The organism is Roseomonas rosulenta (assembly GCF_016106005.1).
In the GTDB taxonomy this organism is placed as follows: Bacteria; Pseudomonadota; Alphaproteobacteria; order Acetobacterales; family Acetobacteraceae; genus Neoroseomonas; species Neoroseomonas rosulenta.
This window is the reverse complement of the sequence record NZ_JACADR010000002.1, coordinates 20,515-39,283: the sequence shown is the minus strand read 5'-3', so window position 1 is coordinate 39,283 and position 18,769 is coordinate 20,515. Positions and strand designations below refer to the sequence as shown.

Genomic DNA, 18,769 nt, shown 5'->3' with positions numbered 1-18,769 from the left:
AATGATGAGGAAGACGCTCGGCGCCGCGCTGGTCGCGATGGCGGCCGCACTGCCGGTGGGCGATGCCCTCGCGCAGGCGGCCAATCCGCGCAACACGCTGGTGGTGCTGCGGGAGATCGATTCCGACAACTACGACCCGCCGCGATCGACCGCACGTTCGGCCGGCGAGGTCATCTACATGATGAGCGACACGCTGGTGGCGCTCGACTTCGACATGCAGACGATCCGCCCGTTGCTGGCGGAACGCTGGGAGGTCAGCCCGGACGGGCGCACCTACACCTTCCACCTTCGCCGCGACGTGACCTTCTGCGACGGGCGGCCCTTCACGGCCGATGACGTGGTCTATTCCATCAACCGCTGGATCGACCCCGCGACGCGCAGCCCGGTGCGCTGGCGCGCCGGCCCGGTGAAGGAGATCCGCGCGCGCGACGCGCACACCGTCGAATACGAGCTGAACGAGCCCTTCGGCGAGCTGCTGTACCAGCTGTCGCTGTTCTTCGCCTCGATCGTCGATCGCAACACGGTGGAGCGGCTGGGGCAGAACTTCGGCGTGCAGGGCTTCAATGGCACGGGGCCGTATTGCTGGGTGTCCTGGACGCCGCGGCAGGAACTGGTACTGCAGCGCCACCCGAACTACCGCTGGGGGCCGCCGGGGATGTACCAGAACCCCGCGCCGCAGGTGGAGCGCGTGGTGTGGCGCGTCTCGCCCGAGAGCCAGACGCGGCTTGCCGCGCTGCAGACGGGGCAGGGCGACGTGACGCAGTACATCCCGTACATCGCGATCGCGCAGCTGCAGCGCACGCCGAATGTGCGCATGTCCCAACAGCCCAACTACTTCTGGGACCACTTCATGGGCTTCAAGGTCGACAAGCCCGTGGTGGGCGACCCCGCCGTGCGCCGCGCCATCAACATGGCGGTGAACCGCGAGGCGCTGGTGCGCGCCACTTGGTTCGGCGCGGCGACCGTGGCGGATGCCTATCTGAACCCGGCCACGGCCGGCTTCGATGCCGAGGCGGGTCGCCTGGTGCCTGGGTTCGACCCGGACGGGGCGCGGCGCGTGCTGGATGAGGCTGGCTGGCGCATGGGCAGCGACGGGGTGCGCATGAAGGACGGCCAGCGCGCTTCCTTCCTTGTCTATTCCATCCAGACCCAGGCGGCACAGCAGTACCTCCAGGCGGTGCAGGCGGACCTGCGGCGTGTGGGCATCGAGATGCGCATCCAGATGTGGGACGCGACCGTGGGCTGGGGCCGGCTCGCGACGCAGGAATTCGATGCCTTCGTGATGTCGTACCCCTATGTCACGGCGACCGATGCCTTCTCGCTGTATTTCAACAGCGCGAACCGTCCGACGCCGAACCGCATGAACTGGTCGGACCCGGCGACGGATGCGGCGCTGCGCGAGGCCCAGACCGCCATCGATCCGGCGGTGCGGGCCGCGGCGATCGCGCGCGCGCAGCGCATCATCGCCGAGAACAACGTCTGGATGCCGGTGGCGCGGGAGCAGCTCTGGGTGGCCTCGGCCCAGCGCGTTGAGGGCGTGCGCGCGCACGGCATCTACGGCGTGGCGCTCTACAAGGGCCTCGACATCCGGCTGACGCGGTAAGGAGACCACTGGCATGGCCATCACGCTCATCAGGAACGCGGAACTCGTCGTGGGGTGGGACTCCACGGCGAGGTCGCACAGCTACATGCCCGACACGGATGTCGCCTTCGAGGGCGGCACCATCACCTTTATGGGCCGCGGCTACGAGGGCGCGGCCGAGACGGTGATCGACGGGCGCGGGCTGATGGTCATGCCGGGGCTCGTGAACATCCATTCGCACCCATCGAGCGAGCCGCTGAACAAGGGCTTCCTCGACGAGATCGGCTCGCCGGGCCTGTATAACTCCTCGCTCTACGAGTTCATGCCGATCTTCCGCGCCGATGCGGACGCCGTACCGCATTGCGTGCGGGTCGCGCTGTCGGAACTGCTGCTGTCGGGTGTGACCACGCTCGCCGACCTGTCGATGGCGCATCCGGGCTGGCTCGACCTGCTGGCCGAGGCGGGGATGCGCGTGTGCATCGCGCCGATGTTCCGCTCGGCGCGGTGGTTCACCAAGAACGGCCATGTCGTCGAATACGAATGGGACGAGAAGGCCGGCGAGAAGGCGATGGAGGAGGCGCTGCGCCTGGTCGAGCGCGCCGAGCAGCACGAATGCGGCCGTCTCTTCGGCATGGTGGTGCCCGCGCAGATCGACACCTGCTCGGCCGGGCTGCTGAAGGACAGTCACGCGGAAGCGGCCAAGCGTGGCCTGTCCTGGCAGATCCACGCCGCGCAGTCGGTGGTGGAGTTCCACGAGATCACGCGCCGGCATGGTGTGACCCCGATCGGCTGGCTGGATTCGATGGGGCTGCTGGGCGAACGCAGCATCATCGGGCATGGCATCTTCCTCGACGACCATCCCTCCACGCGCTGGCACACCGAGACCGACCTCGACCGCCTGGCCGACACCGGCACCACCGTCGCGCATTGCCCGACCGTGTTTGCGCGGCGCGGCATCGCGATGAAGGACCTGGGGCGCTACATCCGCCGCGGCGTGAACATGGGCATCGGCACCGACACCTATCCGCACAACATGCTGGATGAGATGCGCCTCGCCGCGCATATCGCACGCACGCAGGCGGGCAATCCGCGCACGCTGCAGACCACCGACCTGTTCAATGCGGCCACCATTGGTGGTGCGAAGGCGCTCGGGCGGGACGACATCGGGCGCATCGCGGTGGGCTGCAAGGCGGATTTCTCACTGGTGGACATCACGCATCCGATGATCCGCCCGGCCTATGATCCGATCCGCAGCCTGATCTACTCCGCCGGCGACCGCGCGCTGAAGGCGGTCTATGTGGACGGCAACAAGGTCGTCGAGGATGGCGAGGTCCTGACCATGGACTACCGCCAGGCGGCCGAGCACCTGCACGAGGCGCAGAAGCGAGTCGCCGCGGGTGTCACGCAGCGTGACTGGGCGCATCGCAGCCCGGAGAAGATCGCTCCGCCGACCTTCCATTGGTCGTGATGTCGGAACCGCTGCTGCGCATCGAGGGCCTGCGCACGGTCTTCCGCACCCATGGCGGGGAGATCGCCGCGGTGGACGGCGTTGATCTCTCCGTGCCGCGCGGACGCACGCTCGGCATCGTGGGGGAATCTGGCTGCGGGAAGTCGGTGCTCTCGCTGTCGGTGATGCGCCTGGTGGCGCATCCGGGCCGCGTCGCGGCCGGGCGCGTGGTGCTGGACGGGCGCGATCTGCTGGCGCTGTCCGGCGCGCAGATGCGCGATGTGCGTGGCAGCCAGGTCGCCATGATCTTCCAGGAGCCGATGACCAGCCTGAACCCGGTCCATACGGTCGGTTTCCAGATCACCGAGGCGATGCGCGCGCACGACACGCGCGCTACCGGCGCCGAGCTGCGCGACCGCGCGATCGAGGCGCTGACGCGCGTGCGCATCCCCGCGCCCGCGCGGCGCTTCGAGGAATACCCGCACCAGCTATCGGGCGGGATGCGCCAGCGCGTGATGATCGCGATGGCGCTGGCCTGCCGGCCGAAGCTGCTGATCGCGGACGAGCCCACCACCGCGCTCGACGTGACCGTGCAGGCACAGATCCTGGACCTGCTGCGCGACCTGCAGGCCGAGACCGGCATGTCCATCATCCTGATCACCCACGACCTCGGCGTGGTGGCTGAAATGGCGGACGAGGTCGCGGTGATGTATGCCGGCCGCGTGGTGGAACGCGCCCCGGCCGGCGCGCTGTTCGGCGACCCGATGCATCCCTACACCCTCGGCCTGCTGGGATCGGTGCCGCGGCTGGATGAGGACCGCGAGACCCTGCTCGCCATCGACGGCTCGGTGCCGCCGCCCTTCGCCCTGCCGAAGGGCTGCCGGTTCCACCCGCGCTGCCCCTTCGCCGCCGAGGCCTGCAAGGCCGAACCGCCGCCGCTGCGCGACATCGCCCCAGGCCACCAGGCCGCCTGCCTGCGTGCGCCCGTCGAGGCCTTCGCCGCATGAGCGCGCCGCTGCTGGAGGTCACCGACCTCGCCAAGCACTACCCCGTGCGCCGCGGCCTGCTGCTGGCGAAGCAGGTCGGCACGGTGCGCGCGGTGGATGGCGTCTCCTTCACCCTCGACCGTGGCGAGACGCTGGCGCTGGTGGGCGAATCCGGCTGCGGGAAGTCCACCACGGCGCGCCTCGTGCTGCGCCTGATCGAGCCCTCCGCCGGGACGCTGCGCTTCGAGGGGCGCGACATCACCGGCATTTCGGGCGGCGCGCTGCGCGCGATGCGGCGGCGGATGCAGATCGTCTTCCAGGACCCCTATGCGAGCCTCAACCCGCGTCTGACGGTGGCGGACACCATCGCCGAGCCGATGCAGGTGCACGGCATCGGCGATGCCGCATCGCGCCGCGCGCGGGTGGCGGAGCTGCTCTCCCTGGTCGGGCTGCGCGGCTTCCACGCGGAACGCTATCCGCACGAGTTCAGCGGCGGCCAGCGCCAGCGCATCGGCATCGCGCGCGCGCTTTCGGTGCAGCCCGAGTTGATCGTTTGCGACGAGCCGGTCAGCGCGCTGGACGTCTCGATCCAGGCGCAGGTGGTGAACCTGCTCAAGGACCTGCAGCGGCGCTTCGGCCTCGCCTACCTGTTCATCGCGCATGACCTTGCGGTGGTGAAGCATGTCGCGGACCGCGTGGCGGTCATGTATCTCGGGCGCATCGTCGAGACGGCGCGCAAGCGCGACCTGTTTGCCACCCCGCGCCACCCCTATACGCGCGCGCTGCTGGCGGCGATCCCGCATCCCGACCCGCAGCGCCGCGGCCAGGTGAAGCCGCTCGGCGGCGACGTGCCGAGCCCGATGAACATCCCGCCCGGCTGCCGATTCCACACGCGCTGCGCCTTCGCGCAGGAGCGCTGCCGCCAGGAGGAACCGGCGCTGCGCACGCTGTCGGACGGGCACGCCGCAGCCTGCCACTTCGCCGAGACGCTGCCCCCGGCGGGGCTCGACCTCAGCGGCGGGCTGGCGCCGGCCGCGGCGATGCGGCTCGCGCTTTATGCGAGGGCGCGCGCCGCCTCGCTATAGGCCGCGTCGCTTCCACGACGCCAAGGTGCCGCATGGTCATCGACCATGTTGGCCTCGCCGCCGCCTTCGTCTTCGCTCCGAATGGCCAGGACATCGAGGCCGTCCGCCACGCCTCGGAGCCGTGACCACCGCGCCGAGGAGGTGACGCCGCACCCGCCCGCGCCTACCCTCCCGGGCGCTGAACACGGAGGGAAGGCGCCATGGCACGGATCGGCTTCATCGGCCTCGGCAGGATGGGCGGGCCGATGGCGCGCAACCTGCTCAAGGCCGGGCATCAGGTCGTGGTCTTCGACATCGTCCAGCCGGCCGTCGATGCGCTGGTCGCGGCGGGCGCCGTGGCGGGCTTCTCGGCCGCGGCCGCGGCGAAGGACGCCGATGTGGTCATCACGATGCTGCCGGCGGGCGAGCAGGTGCGCGACGCCTGGCTGGGGCAGGGCGGCCTGTCCAAGGCCTCCCGCGCGGATGCGCTGCTGATGGATTGCTCGACCATCGATGTCGCGACGGCGCGCGAGGTCGCGGCGGCGACCGGCCGCCCCTTCCTCGATGCGCCGGTCTCGGGCGGCGTGATGGGGGCCGAGGCCGGCACGCTGACCTTCATGGTCGGCGGCGACGCCGCGGCTGTGGAACGTGCGCGCCCCGTCCTCGAAGCCATGGGCAAGACCATCGTGCATTGCGGCGAGGCCGGCGCGGGCCAGGTCGCGAAGCTGTGCAACAACATGATGCTGGCGGCGACCATGGCCGTGACCAGCGAGGCCTTCGTGATGGCCGAGCGGCTCGGACTGCCGGCGCAGGCGTTGTATGACGTCTGCTCGAAATCCACCGCGATGTCCTGGGCGCTCAATTCCTACTGCCCGGTGCCCGGGCCGGTACCGGCGAGCCCGGCCAACCGTGACTACGCGCCGGGCTTCACCGCGGCGCTGATGCGCAAGGATCTCGGCCTCGCGCAGCAGGCGGCGAAGGACGCGGGGGTCGATGCGCCGGTCGGCGCGCTGGCGCTGGCGCTTTTCGACCGCTTCGTCGAAGGCGGCGGCGGGGGCAAGGATTTCTCCGGCATCATCACCATGATCCGGGCGGGGCAGCGGGCATGACCACCACCTTCGTCTCGCCGCGGCTGATGATGATCGGCGGCGGCTCCGTCGCGAAGCTGGCCGAAGTGCTGGCGCAGTTCGGTCTGTCGCGCCCGCTGCTGGTGACGGATCCCTGGATGGTCTCCTCCGGCACGGTGGAGAAGGCGCTGGCACCCCTGCGCGCCGCGGGTATCGCGCCGGGCGTGTTCAGCGACACCGTGCCCGACCCGACCGATGCGGTGATCGAGGCCGGCGTCGCCGCGATGAAGGGTGGCGACTACGACTGCCTGGTCGGCTTCGGCGGCGGATCGCCGATGGACACCGCGAAGGCCATGGCGATCCTGGGCGCCGCGCCGCCGGGTGCCAAGATGCGCGACTTCAAGGTGCCCGCGCAGGCCAACCGCGCCGCGCTGCCGGTGATCTGCATCCCGACCACGGCGGGCACGGGCAGCGAGGCGACGCGCTTCACCGTCATCACCGACACCGAGCGCGACGAGAAGATGCTGATCGCCGGCCTGGGGGCTCTGCCCCTGGCGGCGGTGGTGGATTTCGAGCTGACCTACTCGCTGCCGCCGCGCATCACGGCGGATACCGGAATCGACAGCCTGACGCATGCGCTCGAAGCCTTCGTGAGCAAGCGCGCGAATGACGAGGCCGATGAATACGCGCTGCGTGCCATGCGGCTGATCGCGCCCAACCTGCGCACGGTCTATCGCGAACCGTCCAACGCCATCGCGCGCGCGGCGATGATGAAGGGGGCGACGCTGGCGGGCATCGCCTTCAGCAATTCCTCGGTCGCGCTGGTGCATGGCATGTCGCGCCCGATCGGGGCGCATTTCCATGTCCCGCATGGGCTGTCCAACGCCATGCTGCTGCCGGCGGTGACGGAATACAGCCTGAACGCCGCGCTGCCGCGCTATGCGGAGGCGGCGCGCGCCATGGGCGTCGCGACGGCGGCCGAGGGCGACCAGTCGGCGGCGGCGAGGCTGCTGCAGGAACTGCGCGACCTGAACCGAGACCTGGCGGTGCCCACGCCCGCCGCCTTCGGCATTGATGCCGCGAAGTGGGACGGGCTGCTGCCGACCATGGCGGCGCAGGCGCTGGCCTCGGGCTCGCCCGCGAACAACCCGGCGGTGCCCGGCGCCGAGGAGATCGTCGCGCTCTACCGGCGCGCCTGGGCGGGCTGATCCGTCAGGCGGCGTGGCTCACTGACGTGGGCCACGCCGCGGGCATCACGGCTTTGCGGGGTTCGCTCCTGCGGGCGCCTCGGCCTCGCCGCGCCGCAGCCGGGTCCGCCCGGTGAAGAGCACGATCGGTGCCGCGATGAACACCGACGACCCAGCCGAGATCACGATCCCCACCACCATCACCCAGGCGAAGCCCGACAGGGTATCGCCGCCGAACAGCGCCAGGGGCAATGCCGAGAGCAGCAACGTCATGGACGTGCCGAGCGATCGGTTCATCGTCTCGTTGATCGACTGATCGACCAACTGTTCGAGCGGCATCTGCTTGAACTTGCGCAGGTTCTCTCGCATGCGGTCGAACACCACCACCTTGTCGTTCGCGCTGAAGCCGATCACGGTCAAGATGCCGGCGATGGTGGTCAGGTTGAACTCGATCTGGAACAGCACCATGAAGCCGATGGTCTTGGTGGCGTCCAGGATCAGGGTGGTGATGGCGGCGATGCCGAACTGCCATTCGAAGCGCGCCCAGATGTAGACGAGCATCGCCAGGAAGGAGAGCCCGAGCGCGAGCAGGCCGCCGATGAACAGTTCGTTCGAGACGCGGTTGCCCACCGCCTCGACCCGCAGGATCCGCGTGCCCGGCGCGACCTGCTCGAGCGCGCTGCGCACCGCGTTGACGGAGCGCTGCACCGCGCCCTCGTCGCCCTGGGCGGGCAGGCGTAGCGCATAGGTCGATGCATCGCCGAACTGCAGCAGCGTGACGTCGCCGAGGTTGAGCCCGCCCACCGCGGCGCGAAGCATGCCGATGTCACCCGGCGTGGGCGTGCGCACCTCCATCTCGATGCCACCCTTGAAGTCGATGCCCTTCTCGAGCCCCGGATGGAAGGCGATCGCGACCGAGGCGGAGGACAGCAGCGCGGACACCACCAGCCCGATCCGCGCGCCCTTCATGAAGGGGATGCGCGTGTTGTCGGGGAAGATGCGGAAGAGCGGGCGACGCAGCCTTTCGTAGAGCGACAGGCCGGGCCGCTGGAAGACCGGCAGTTCCTTGGGCCGCGTGCGCTTGTACCACCATGAGACGAACAGCCGCGTCAGCACGGTCGCGGTCCACATCTGCACCACCGTGCCCACCGCGACCGTGACGGCGAAGCCCTTCACCGGGCCGGAGCCGAAGCCATAGAGGCAGGCCATGGCGATGAGATTGGTCAGGTTCGAATCGAGGATGGTGCCCGAGGCCTTGGTGTAGCCGGCCTCGAGCGCGCTGATCGGCGTTCGTCCGTTGCGCACCTCCTCGCGGATACGCTCGTTGATCAGGATGTTCGCGTCGAGCGCGGTGCCGAGCGTCAGCACGATGCCGGCGATGCCGGGCAGGGTCAGCGTCGCCTCGATCAGCGACATGAAGGCGACCAGCAGGATGATGTTGATGGCGAGCGCGATGTTGGCGAACCAGCCGAGGATGCCGTAGGCGAAGCCCATGTAGAGGAAGACGAAGATCGTGCCCGCGGCCAGCGAGATCATGCCCGCCCGGATCGCATCCGCCCCCAGCTCGGGCCCGACGGTGCGTTCCTCCACCACCGTGAGGGGCGCGGGCAGGGCCCCGGCGCGCAGCAGTACCGCCAGGTCGTTGGCGCTGCGCGCGTTGAAGGACCCGCTGATCTGGCCCTGGCCGCCCACGATCGGCTCGCGGATCACCGGGGCGGTGATGACCTTCTCGTCCAGCACCACCGCGAAGGGGCGCCCGACATTCTCGCGCGTGATCTGCGCGAAGCGGCGCGTGCCGACCGAATCGAAGGTGAAGTTCACCACCCATTCGCCGGTGCGCCCGTCCTGCCCGGCGCGGGCGTTCGTCAGGTTGGCGCCGTCCACCTCGACGCGGCGGCGCACGGCGAAGCGCTCGCCCTCGCGCTCGCCGGGGAGGAACATCACGCCGGGGGGCGGCGTTGCCGCAAGCGAGGCGGCCTCGTCCACCAGGTGGAAGGTCATGCGGGCGGTGCGCCCGAGCAGGGTCTTGATGCGGTCCGGGTCCTCGATGCCGGGCAGCGTGACCAGGATGCGGCTCTGGCCCTGGCGGGCGATCAGCGCCTCGGCCACGCCGGTCTCGTCGACGCGGCGGCGGACGATCTCGATGGATTGCTCGACGGCGGAGGACGCCTTGGCGCGCAGCCCGGCCTCGGTCAGCGCGGCCCAGACCTGCCCGTCCGGCTGGCTGGTCACGTCGAGGTCGGGCACCGACTGGCCGGTGCTGGCCTGGATCGGGTTGGCCAGTTCGCGCAGCACGGCGACGGCGGCGGGGATCTGCGCGGGGTCGGTCACGCGCAGCCCCATGCGCCGGTTCGCCGTGTCGGAGGCGAGGTTCACGTAGCGCACATTGGCCGTGCGCAGCCGCATGCGGGCGGCATCGACCATGCTGTCGAGCCGCTCCCGGACCACGGTGTTGAGGTCTACCTCCAGCAGGAGGTAGGACCCGCCGCGCAGGTCGAGCCCGAGGTTCACCTGGCGCACCGGGAACCAGTCCGGGAAGGCGGCGCGCGGCAGCAGGTTGGGGATGCTGACGAGCACCCCGGCCAGGCAGACCAGCAGGATCGCGGCGGTCTTCCAGCGCGCGAAATTCAGCATCGGCAGACGGCACCCCAGGTTCGAAGCGGGCGGACAATGGCGAGGGGGGAGGGGCGATGCAACCCCGCGCGGGGGGCGGATTTCCATGCCCCCGCGAAGGGGGTAGGAGCGGGGCATGAACGCCCCGGACCCTCGACTCGCCCTCGGCATCCTGGGGGTCGGCCATTTCGGCCGCTTCCACGCCCTCAAGGCCGCCGCCAACCCGCGCATCCGCCTGGTCGGGCTGCACGACGCCGACCCCGCCCGCGCCGCCGCGGTGGCGGCCGAGGTCGGGGCGGCGCCGATGGAGGCCGGCGCGCTGATCGCCGCCGCCGACGCGGTGATCGTTGCGGTGCCGACGCGTTTTCACTTCGACCTGGCGGAGGCGGCGCTGGCGGCCGGTCGGCATGTCTTCATCGAGAAGCCGATCGCGGCCACGCTGGCGCAGGCCGATGCGCTGGTCGCGCAGGCTGCCGCGGCCGGGCGGGTGCTCCAGGTCGGCCATATCGAGCGCTTCTCGGCCGCCTTCCGCGCCGTTGTTGGCGCACCCTCGGGCGGCCGCGCCCTGTCCTTCGAGGCGGTGCGCGCCGCGCCCTTCCGGCCGCGCAGCCTGGATGTGTCGGTCGTTCTGGACCTGATGATCCACGACATCGACCTGGTGCTGACCCTGGCCGGGGCGGAGCCCGAGGGCATCGAGGCGGTCGGCGCGGCGGTGGCCTCGGAACGGCCGGATTTCGCGGTGGCGCGGCTGCGCTTCCCGGGCGGGCGGGCGGCGGTGATCACGGCATCGCGGGTGTCGCTCGCGATGGAGCGCCGCTTGCGCGTGCTCGGCACCGAGGGCGAGATGAGCGTGGACTTCCTCGACCGCTCGCTCGCGGTGCTGCGCCGCGGCGGGGCGGAGGCGGTCGCGAACATGCCGGGCCATGGCATCGACCGCGCCACCTGGACCGACCATGACAGCCTGGAGGCCGAGCAGGCGGCCTTCGTCGCCGCCTGCCTCGATGGCGCGCCGGTGGCGGTGGACGGCGCGGCGGGGCGGCGCGCGCTGGCCGTGGCGCTGGCGGTGGAGGCGGCGATCGCCGCCGGCTGAGGCTGGGCGGCGCGCGTCAGTCCCGGTTGCCCCAGCGATCGACGCTCATGCTCGCCTCGCGCGTGCCGGCCTCGTTGAAGCGCGCCACCTTGAGCCGGGCAGCGAAGGGGCTCTCGAGTTCCATCCATGTCTCGACCGAGCCGAGCGGACCGAGCGAGAGGGAGAAGTTGGTCACGGTGCTGGCGCCGGCGGTGCCGCCCTTGCCGCGGAAGGCCGCCAGGCCGAAATCGTCGAGGAAGGTATCCCCGGCCGCGCCTTCGCCGATGTTGCAGCCGTAGAACAGGACGCGCGCGTCCTTGCGCAGCAACTCCTTCGGCAGCAGCCGCAGCAGCCGGAAGTCGAAGCCTTCCACCCGGCTGCCATCCGCCAGCGCGACCTTGCCAGGTTCGCCATGGGTGTCGAACACCAGGAAGCCGACCTGGGTGTAGGAGTCGAGCGCCTTGACCAGGTCGTCGAAGCCGGTCACCGGGCGGATCGCGCAATCGCCGCCGATCTCCTCCTGGAAGGCCTTCGCGTTCGCCTCGAACTGCGGATCGTAGACATAGAGCGTGGCGGCCGTCGTCTTCATCGGCGTGGTCCTGTCCTCGTGTGCCCTTGCCGGGAGGCGGGCTTCACCGGAACATGCCTCCCACATGCGGGGCGCGGGCGCCTTGACGTGGATCGAATGACGGGACGGAACGCCAATGAAGCCACGCATCGCCATCATCGGAGCCGGCGCCGTCGGCGGCTATGCCGGCGCCTACATGGCGCAGGCCGGCCACGACGTGACCTTCGTCGATCCCTGGCCCGAGCACGTCGAGGCGATGCGCAGCCGCGGGCTGACCATCGAGCACCTGAAGGACGTGCCGGCCTTCACCGTGCCGGTGCGCGCGATCCATATCACCGAGTTGCAGTCCTTCGCGAAGGAACGCCCGGTCGATGTCGCCTTCGTCTGCATGAAGTCCTACGACACCGCCTGGGCGACGACCATGATCGCGCAGTACCTCGCGCCCTCCGGCTATGTCGTCTCGCTGCAGAACTGCATCAATGAGGAAGTGATCGCGGGAATCGTCGGCTGGGGCCGCGTGCTCGGCGCCATCGCTTCGCTGATCACGGTGGAGCTGTCGGGCCCGGGGCTGGTGAAGCGCGCGGCCGGCAAGTCCGGTGCGTCGCACACCGTCTACCGGGTGGGCGAGCCGCATGGGCGGATCTCGCCGCGCGCCGAATACATCACGTCGCTGCTGGCGCTGTCGGATTCCGCCCTGACCACGACGAACCTGTGGGGCGAGCGCTGGTCGAAGCTGGTGGCGAACGTGATGGGCAACGGCATCGCCGCCGCGACCGGGCTGGTGGCGAAGGAGGCGACGGCGGATGACGCGATCCGCGCCTTCGCCGCGCGGCTGGGGTCCGAGGCGATCCGCGTCGGCCAGGCGCTGGGCTACGACCTCGAGGAGATCCTGCACCTCGACCCCGAGATCATCGCCCGCGCCGGCGAGGGCGATGACGCGGCGCGCCGCGCCTATGACGCGCAGCGCATGGCGGACACGCAGAAGCCCGGTGGCGGCGCGCATCGCGCCTCGATGGGCCAGGACATGGTGAAGGGGCGGCGGACGGAGATCGAGTTTCTCAACGGCTTCGTGGTGGCGCGCGGCGCCGAGATCGGCCTCGCGGCCCGCGCCAACGCCGCGCTGACGGAGATCGTGAAGCGTGTCGAGCGCGGCGAGGTCACGGCCTCGCCCGATCTGATCCGGGGCCTCCGGCTGAACTGACCTTGCCGGGCGGCGCTCCCCGCGCGACCCTTCCCGGCAACGAGATCAGGGGAAGGGAACGCCATGCGCAATCCGATGGAATTGACCGGTCGCACGATTGTCGTGACCGGCACGGGGCAGGGGATCGGCCGCGCCATCTCCGAACTGGTGCTGGAACTCGGCGGTAACCTGGTGATGGTGGAGCGCAACCCGGAGACCTTCGCCGCGGTGTCGTCGGCACTCGCCGGCGAGCGCACGCTGGCGATCCAGGGCGACGTGACGGACGAGGCGGTCTGCGCGCGCATCGTCGATGACGCGGTCGCGCGCTTCGGCGCGGTGCACGGTCTGGTCAACAATGCCGGCATCACGCGCCCGGCGATGATCGAGAAGATGACGCTGCCGCAGTGGCAGGCGGTGATCGACGTGAACCTGACCGCCTGCCACCTGATGCAGCAGGCGGTGGGGCGGCACATGATCGCGCGCGCCAAGGCCGGCGACGCGCGGCCGGGGGCGATCGTCAACATCTCCTCCACCGCGGGCAAGCGCGGGTCGATCGGGCAGGTGAACTATTCGGCCGCGAAGGCGGGGCTGTATGGCATCACGATGACGGCGGCGCGCGAATGGGCGCGCTACGGCATCCGCGTGAACTCCGTGGGCTTCGGCACGGTGGAGACGCCGATGACCGAGGTGATCCGTTCCGAGCGCTTCCGCGAGCAGACCATGTCGCGCATTCCGCTCGGGCGTATCGCCGCGCCGGCGGAAGTGGCGCCGCTGATCTGCTTCCTGCTGTCGGAGGGCGCGTCCTTCATCACCGGGCAGAACTGGCTGGAGGATGGCGGCAGCCACATGCAGCCGTAGGGGATGCCGAGGCCGGGTTGGAACCTCCCGCCGGCCGCCCGGCGGGCGGATCGCCCGACTGGCCGCCGCCGCTCGTCGGGCGTAGCCAGGCGCCTCGGTTGGGCTGCGCTCGTCGCCTGAGGGCACGCAAAGGCATCACCCGGGCAGGACGATCTCCCGCCCGATGCCGCGGCAATCCATCTCGAACTCCAGGCCCTCGACCGGCGGGCGGCAATCCTGCCAGGTGAGGCCGTGGCGCGCGGCGCCGCGCGTGACGATGGCCTCGGTCAGCACCGACGGCAGCGGGTGGATGGTGTAGGCCTGCACGCCGGTGGTGTCGGCCCAGCCATGGCCGAGCAGGCCCATACGGCGTTCCATCTCGCCCAGCACCCACAGGCCCTTCTGCAGCATGCCGGCGGGCGAGGTGTCGCCATAGGCGACGGTGTTGTCGCGATAGCTGCCCTTGCCCTCGACGGATTCCCCGCTGCCGGCGACCGCGAAGGACGGCGCGGCGCCAGCGTCGCGCAGGGTGTAGACGAAGGCATGGAAGCAGGGCTCGGCAGGCGGTGCGTGGCGCGGGCAGACATTGCTGCGCGCGACGGGATTCGCGCCGTCTCGCAGCACGCCCCATTCGCCGAGCACCTTCGCATAGCCGGCGTTGAAGGTCGCGAAGCCGGCCTCGGTGAAGGGTGCGGGCGAGCGCAGTTCGCACGCCGCGAAGGCGGTCAACGGGCGACCGAGGGCCGAGAGATGCGCCGCGATGCGCCGCCAGCCCTCCGCCATCGGCACGGGTTCGGCGAAACGGGCGCGTTCCAGCCGGAAGCCGGGCAGCGCGGCGACGCCGCCGGAATACTGCATGACCGCCGGGATGAAGCGGTAGCCGGCCTCGGGGATGGCGATGGTGGTCACCGCTTGGTCACACCCCAGAAGACCGGGATGGTGGTCGGGCGCAGGCCCTCGACATTGGCCCGATGCGCCGCCAGTACGCGGAACTGCCCGCCATTGATGTAGGGCAGTACCGCATAGGCGCGGGCATGCACCTGTTCCAGCACCTGGCGTCGCTTCGCGGGGTCGGGTTCCTCCCACCAGGCGGCGCGAAGGCGTTCGAGCTCGGCATCGCAGGGCCAGCCGGCGAGACCGCCCTCGCAGGGCGAGCCGAGATAGAGGTTCACCAGCGGGTTCTGCGCATCGAGCACGTTCGCCACCGTCACGAACAGGTTCCAGCCGCCCTGCTCGATCGGTTCGCGCCGGTTGCGCCGCTGCGTCAGCGTCGCCCAGTCCATTGCCACCACGTCCATGTTGAGGCCGGCGCGGCGCATGTTGGCCGCCATGGTGAGGGTGACAGCATTGTTGATGGGCGAGTCGGTGGCGTTGAGGAAGACCACGCGCTCGCCATTGTAGCCGGCCTCGCGCAGCAGGGCGCGGGCGCGCTCGACATCGATCTCGCGCAGCCCCTCGGCGCCGGCGCTGCTTTCGAGCGGCGTGCCGCAGAGGAAGTAGGCCGGGCAATAAGGCACCTGCTCGGAGGGTGGCACGCCGATCGCCTGCAGGTTCTCCTGCTGGTTCACCAGGTAGAGCAGGGCGCGGCGCGCCTGCGGGTTGTTGAAGGGCGGGATCTGGTGGTTCGGCCGCAGCCAGACCACGGAGCCGATTGGGTTCAGCGCGAAGGTGCGGATGTTGCGGTTGCGCGCTAGCACCGGCAGCACGTCCGGGCTGGGCTGCTCGATGAAGTCGATCTCGCCCGATTGCAGTGCAGCCGCCGCGGTGGCGGGGTCGGCGATGCCGAGCCATTCGACGCGCTCGAGCTGCACGACCTTGCCGCCCGCCAGCCCGTCCGCCGGCTCGCTGCGCGGGCGGTAGGCGGGGTTGCGCGTGTAGACGGCACGCTCGCCCGGCAGGAAGTCCTGCGCGCGGAAGATGAAGGGGCCGGAGCCGGTAGCGTCCGTGATCGCGGTGGTGGCCGGCGTCGCGGCGATGCGTTCCGGCATCACGAACAGCGCGCTAGCCGTCGGGCGCGCCAGGGCCTCGATCACCAGGCCGAAGGGGCGCGACAGGCGGAGCGTGAAGGTGCGGTCGTCCACGACCTCCAGCGCCGCGGTGGCGGCGAGCAGCGCACGCCCGGCGATGTCGCGCTGGCCCCAGCGGCGGATCGAGGCGACCGCATCGGCAGCGCGCACCGGCTGGCCGTCGTGGAAGGCCAGGCCCTCGCGCAGGGTGAACCGATAGGTCATGCCATCGGCCGAGACCTCGTGGCGCTCAACCATCTGCGGGCGCGCCTCGCCCTGGCTGTCGAAGGCGTAGAGCTGGTCGTAGACCATGAAGCCATGGTTGCGCACGAAGGCGGCGGTCGAGAGCACAGGGTCGAGGCTCGCCAGCATGTTCACGAGCACGATGCGCAGCGTGCCCTGGGGCGCGGGCTGCTGCGCGGGTGCGGGCGTGGCCGTCGCGAACAGCGCCGCGGCGGCCGCGATGAGGGTGAAGCTGCGCCTGGACATGGCGTCCTCCCTGGTGCGGTGGCGGCATCATGGCAGCGGCGCGCGGCTTGTCCATCGCGGGTGGCTGGACGGGTGCGGCGCGGCGGCCTTCAATGCGGCCGGTTCCTGGAAAGGGTCGGCATGACCTTCTCGCTTCTCGGGCGATGCGCGCGGACGGGGCAGTTCGGCGCGGCGGTGACGACATCCTCCATCGCGGTGGGCACGCGCGTGCCCTTCCTCGCGGCGGGGGTGGGCGGCGTGCTGACGCAGCACCGTACCGATCCGCGGCTGGGGCCGCGCGGGCTCGACCTGCTGCGGTCAGGCTGTTCGGCGCGCGAGGCGATCGACGCGCTGGTGGCCTCCACGCCGCATCATCGCTGGCGCCAGGTGGCGGTGATGGACCGAACCGGCGCGACCGCGCATTTCGACGGTGCCAATGTGAAGCCGGCGCGCAGCGTGGCGCATGGCGTCGATGTCGTCGCGCTGGGGAACATCCTGGCGAACGAGGATGTGGCGCCGGCGATGGCGGCGGCCTTCCTCGCTGCGTCCGGCCAGCCATTGGCCGAACGTCTGATGCGTGCCCTGGAGGCGGGCGAGGCGGCGGGCGGCGAGCATGGCGACGTAACCTCCGCCTGCCTGGTCGTGGTGGACCGGGAATGCTTCCCCTATGTCGACCTGCGCATCGACAAGGACCCCGCGCCGCTGCCCGCGCTGCGGCGGCTGTGGGAGGAATACGCACCGCTCGCCGACGGCTTCGTGCGACGTGCGGTCGATCCCGACGACGCGCCGATCATCTGAGGACACGCCCCATGCGCATGAAGGCCGCCATCCTGTTCGAGCAGGGCAAGCCGCGCCCCTATGCAACCTCGCGCCCGATGGTGGTGGAGGAGGTGGAACTCGACGGCCCCGGACCGGGCGAGATGCTGATCGAGGTCGCCGCCGCGGGGCTGTGCCATTCGGACCTGTCCACCATCGAGAACCAGCGGCCGCGCCCGTTGCCGATCGTGATCGGGCACGAGGGCGCGGGCATCGTGCGGGAGGTGGGGCCGGGCATCACCGACATAACGCCGGGCGACCATGTGGTGACGGTGTTCGCGCCCTCCTGCGGGAATTGCCGCTATTGCGTACGCGGGCGGCCGAACATCTGCCCGACCGGGAACGCCTTCCGCGCGACCGGGCAGTTGCCCACCGGGGGGCGGCGACTGCGACGGCTCGACGGCACGCCGATCAACCACAATTCCGGCCTGTCGCTGTTCGCGCAGTATGCGGTGGTGGCGCGCCGCTCGGCGGTGAAGATCGGCAAGGACGTGCCGCTGGACGATGCCGCGATCTTCGGCTGCGCAGTGATGACCGGCGCCGGCGCGGTGCTGAACACGGCGCGGCTGGACGCGGGCGAGGGCGTGGCCGTGGTCGGGCTGGGCGGCGTGGGCATGAACGCGCTGTTCGCCGCGGTGGCGGCGGGGGCGGAGCGGATCGTCGCGATCGACACCAATCCGGCGAAGCTCGAGCTCGCGACGCAATGGGGCGCCACTGACGTGTTCCTGGCGGGCAACGAGGATTGCGCCGCACAGGTGCGCGAGGCGACGGATGGCGGCCTCGATACGGTCGTCGAGACGGCGGGGTCGATCCCGGCGATGCAACTGGCCATCGCCATCACCGCGCGCGGCGGGCAGACGATCAGCGCCGGGCTGCCCAACATCAACGCGCAGGTCTCCTACCTGCATGCCAACATGGTCAGCGAGGAGCGCAGCATCCGCGGGTCCTACATGGGTTCCTGCGTTCCGGAGCGCGACCTGCCGCGGCTGCTCGGCCTTTATCGCCGCGGCAAGCTGCCGGTGGACAGACTGAAGACGAGCCACATCACGCTCGATCAGATCAACGAAGGCTTCGACCTTTTGAGCGACGGCACCGTGCTGCGGCAGATGCTGCGGCCGAACGCCTGACGTATCAGCGAGCCGGTCGGCACGCCCGGCGAACCGGAGAATGCGGCGAAGGCGACCTCAGACGGTCAGCAGGGCGCGCACGGCTTCCTCGTCCAACTCGCCGGCGCGGCCGGAGAGGGCGACCTCGCCGCGCACCATGATCGCCAGGCGGTCGCCCAGGCTGCGGGCGAATTCGTAGTACTGCTCGACCAGCACCACCGCCATGCCGCGGTCCTTCGCGAGCAGCGAGATCACCCGGGCGATGTCCTTGATGATGTTGGGCTGGATGCCCTCGGTCGGTTCATCCAGGATCAGCAGGCGCGGGCGTGCGGTCAGCGCGCGCGCGATCGCCAGCTGCTGCTGCTGCCCGCCCGAGAGGTCGCCGCCGCGTCGGCGCAGGAACTGCTTCAGGATGGGGAACATCTCGAAGACTTCGTCCGACACGCGCGACCCGCGCGGAGCGGCGGCGAGCGCGGTCTCGAGGTTCTCCTGCACGGTCAGGAAGGGGAAGATCTCGCGCCCCTGCGGCACGTAGCCGATTCCGGCGCGCGCGCGCTCGGCGGGCGATGCGGCGGAAATGTCGCGGCCTTCCCAGACGATGGACCCCGCACGGATGCGTTCGAGCCCCATGATCGAGCGCATGAGCGATGACTTGCCCACACCGTTGCGCCCGAGGACGCAGGTGATGGTGCCGGGTTCCGCCACCAGGTCCACGCCACGCAGGCACAGAGATGCGCCATAGTAGAGCTCGATGCCGGTGGCCTGCAGCATCC

Annotated in this window: 16 protein-coding genes; 11 read left to right on the top strand and 5 right to left on the bottom strand. The window is 70.6% G+C overall.

Annotation, left to right across the window (positions count from 1 at the left end; translation table 11 throughout):
* Nucleotide 1 precedes the first annotated feature (1 nt).
* From HW578_RS00730 to HW578_RS00705, 6 genes are all read left to right on the top strand, one after another.
* Entirely contained in the window at nt 2–1,603 is a 1,602-nt protein-coding gene (locus tag HW578_RS00730; protein ID WP_232478401.1) for an ABC transporter substrate-binding protein, read from the top strand.
* A gap of 13 nt (nt 1,604–1,616) precedes the next feature.
* Nucleotides 1,617–3,050, top strand: coding sequence for an amidohydrolase family protein (locus HW578_RS00725; protein WP_198368571.1), 1,434 nt, complete (start codon nt 1,617–1,619; stop codon nt 3,048–3,050).
* Nucleotides 3,050–4,036, top strand: coding sequence for an ABC transporter ATP-binding protein (locus HW578_RS00720; protein ID WP_198368570.1), 987 nt, complete (start codon nt 3,050–3,052; stop codon nt 4,034–4,036). Before HW578_RS00725 ends, HW578_RS00720 begins: the two co-directional genes overlap by 1 nt.
* Nucleotides 4,033–5,100 carry an ABC transporter ATP-binding protein gene (locus HW578_RS00715; RefSeq protein ID WP_198368569.1) on the top strand — a complete coding sequence of 356 codons (1,068 nt, stop codon included), beginning with the start codon at nt 4,033–4,035 and terminating at the stop codon, nt 5,098–5,100. The genes HW578_RS00720 and HW578_RS00715 overlap by 4 nt, the downstream gene beginning before the upstream one ends.
* A gap of 200 nt (nt 5,101–5,300) precedes the next feature.
* Nucleotides 5,301–6,188, top strand: a complete 888-nt coding sequence (mmsB, locus tag HW578_RS00710) for a 3-hydroxyisobutyrate dehydrogenase (RefSeq protein WP_198368568.1) — start codon at nt 5,301–5,303, stop codon at nt 6,186–6,188.
* Entirely contained in the window at nt 6,185–7,354 is a 1,170-nt protein-coding gene (locus tag HW578_RS00705) for an iron-containing alcohol dehydrogenase (RefSeq protein ID WP_198368567.1), read from the top strand. Before mmsB ends, HW578_RS00705 begins: the two co-directional genes overlap by 4 nt.
* A 45-nt stretch (nt 7,355–7,399) precedes the next feature.
* On the opposite strand, the gene secD is transcribed toward HW578_RS00705, so the two are convergent.
* Nucleotides 7,400–9,967, bottom strand: coding sequence for a protein translocase subunit SecD (gene secD, locus HW578_RS00700; protein WP_198368566.1), 2,568 nt, complete (start codon nt 9,965–9,967; stop codon nt 7,400–7,402).
* Nucleotides 9,968–10,082: 115 nt separating this feature from the next.
* Here secD and HW578_RS00695 point away from each other — a divergent pair, with 115 nt between their 5' ends.
* Nucleotides 10,083–11,036, top strand: coding sequence for a Gfo/Idh/MocA family protein (locus HW578_RS00695; RefSeq protein WP_198368565.1), 954 nt, complete (start codon nt 10,083–10,085; stop codon nt 11,034–11,036).
* Nucleotides 11,037–11,052: 16 nt separating this feature from the next.
* On the opposite strand, the gene HW578_RS00690 is transcribed toward HW578_RS00695, so the two are convergent.
* On the bottom strand, nt 11,053–11,604 hold the full coding sequence (locus HW578_RS00690; protein WP_198368564.1) for a DUF4347 domain-containing protein: 552 nt from the start codon (nt 11,602–11,604) through the stop codon (nt 11,053–11,055).
* A 115-nt stretch (nt 11,605–11,719) separates the two neighbouring features.
* Between HW578_RS00690 and HW578_RS00685 the strand changes: the two genes are divergently transcribed.
* Together HW578_RS00685 and HW578_RS00680 are read left to right on the top strand one after the other, a co-directional pair.
* A complete protein-coding gene (locus HW578_RS00685) occupies nt 11,720–12,784 on the top strand; it encodes a ketopantoate reductase family protein (RefSeq protein WP_198368563.1) in 1,065 nt (354 codons plus the stop codon).
* A 63-nt stretch (nt 12,785–12,847) separates the two neighbouring features.
* Nucleotides 12,848–13,621, top strand: a complete 774-nt coding sequence (locus HW578_RS00680) for an SDR family NAD(P)-dependent oxidoreductase (protein WP_198368562.1) — start codon at nt 12,848–12,850, stop codon at nt 13,619–13,621.
* 135 nt (nt 13,622–13,756) lie between these two features.
* Here HW578_RS00680 and cnbZ read toward each other — a convergent pair whose 3' ends face one another.
* Together cnbZ and HW578_RS00670 are read right to left on the bottom strand one after the other, a co-directional pair.
* Nucleotides 13,757–14,509: a 2-amino-5-chloromuconate deaminase CnbZ gene (gene cnbZ, locus HW578_RS00675; RefSeq protein WP_369407781.1), complete on the bottom strand. Its 753-nt coding sequence runs from the start codon at nt 14,507–14,509 to the stop codon at nt 13,757–13,759.
* Nucleotides 14,506–16,095 (bottom strand): ABC transporter substrate-binding protein, encoded by a 1,590-nt coding sequence (locus HW578_RS00670; RefSeq protein ID WP_198368561.1) that lies wholly within the window; start codon nt 16,093–16,095, stop codon nt 14,506–14,508. The genes cnbZ and HW578_RS00670 overlap by 4 nt, the downstream gene beginning before the upstream one ends.
* A 120-nt stretch (nt 16,096–16,215) precedes the next feature.
* Here HW578_RS00670 and HW578_RS00665 point away from each other — a divergent pair, with 120 nt between their 5' ends.
* The gene (locus HW578_RS00665; protein WP_198368560.1) at nt 16,216–16,872 is read left to right on the top strand and encodes a DUF1028 domain-containing protein; all 657 of its coding nucleotides are present in this window, start codon (nt 16,216–16,218) and stop codon (nt 16,870–16,872) included.
* Nucleotides 16,873–16,883: 11 nt separating this feature from the next.
* The gene (locus HW578_RS00660) at nt 16,884–18,017 is read left to right on the top strand and encodes an alcohol dehydrogenase catalytic domain-containing protein (RefSeq protein ID WP_198368559.1); all 1,134 of its coding nucleotides are present in this window, start codon (nt 16,884–16,886) and stop codon (nt 18,015–18,017) included.
* A gap of 57 nt (nt 18,018–18,074) precedes the next feature.
* Here HW578_RS00660 and urtE read toward each other — a convergent pair whose 3' ends face one another.
* Nucleotides 18,075–18,767, bottom strand: a complete 693-nt coding sequence (urtE, locus tag HW578_RS00655; protein WP_198368558.1) for an urea ABC transporter ATP-binding subunit UrtE — start codon at nt 18,765–18,767, stop codon at nt 18,075–18,077.
* Between the last annotated feature and the right edge of the window lie 2 nt (nt 18,768–18,769).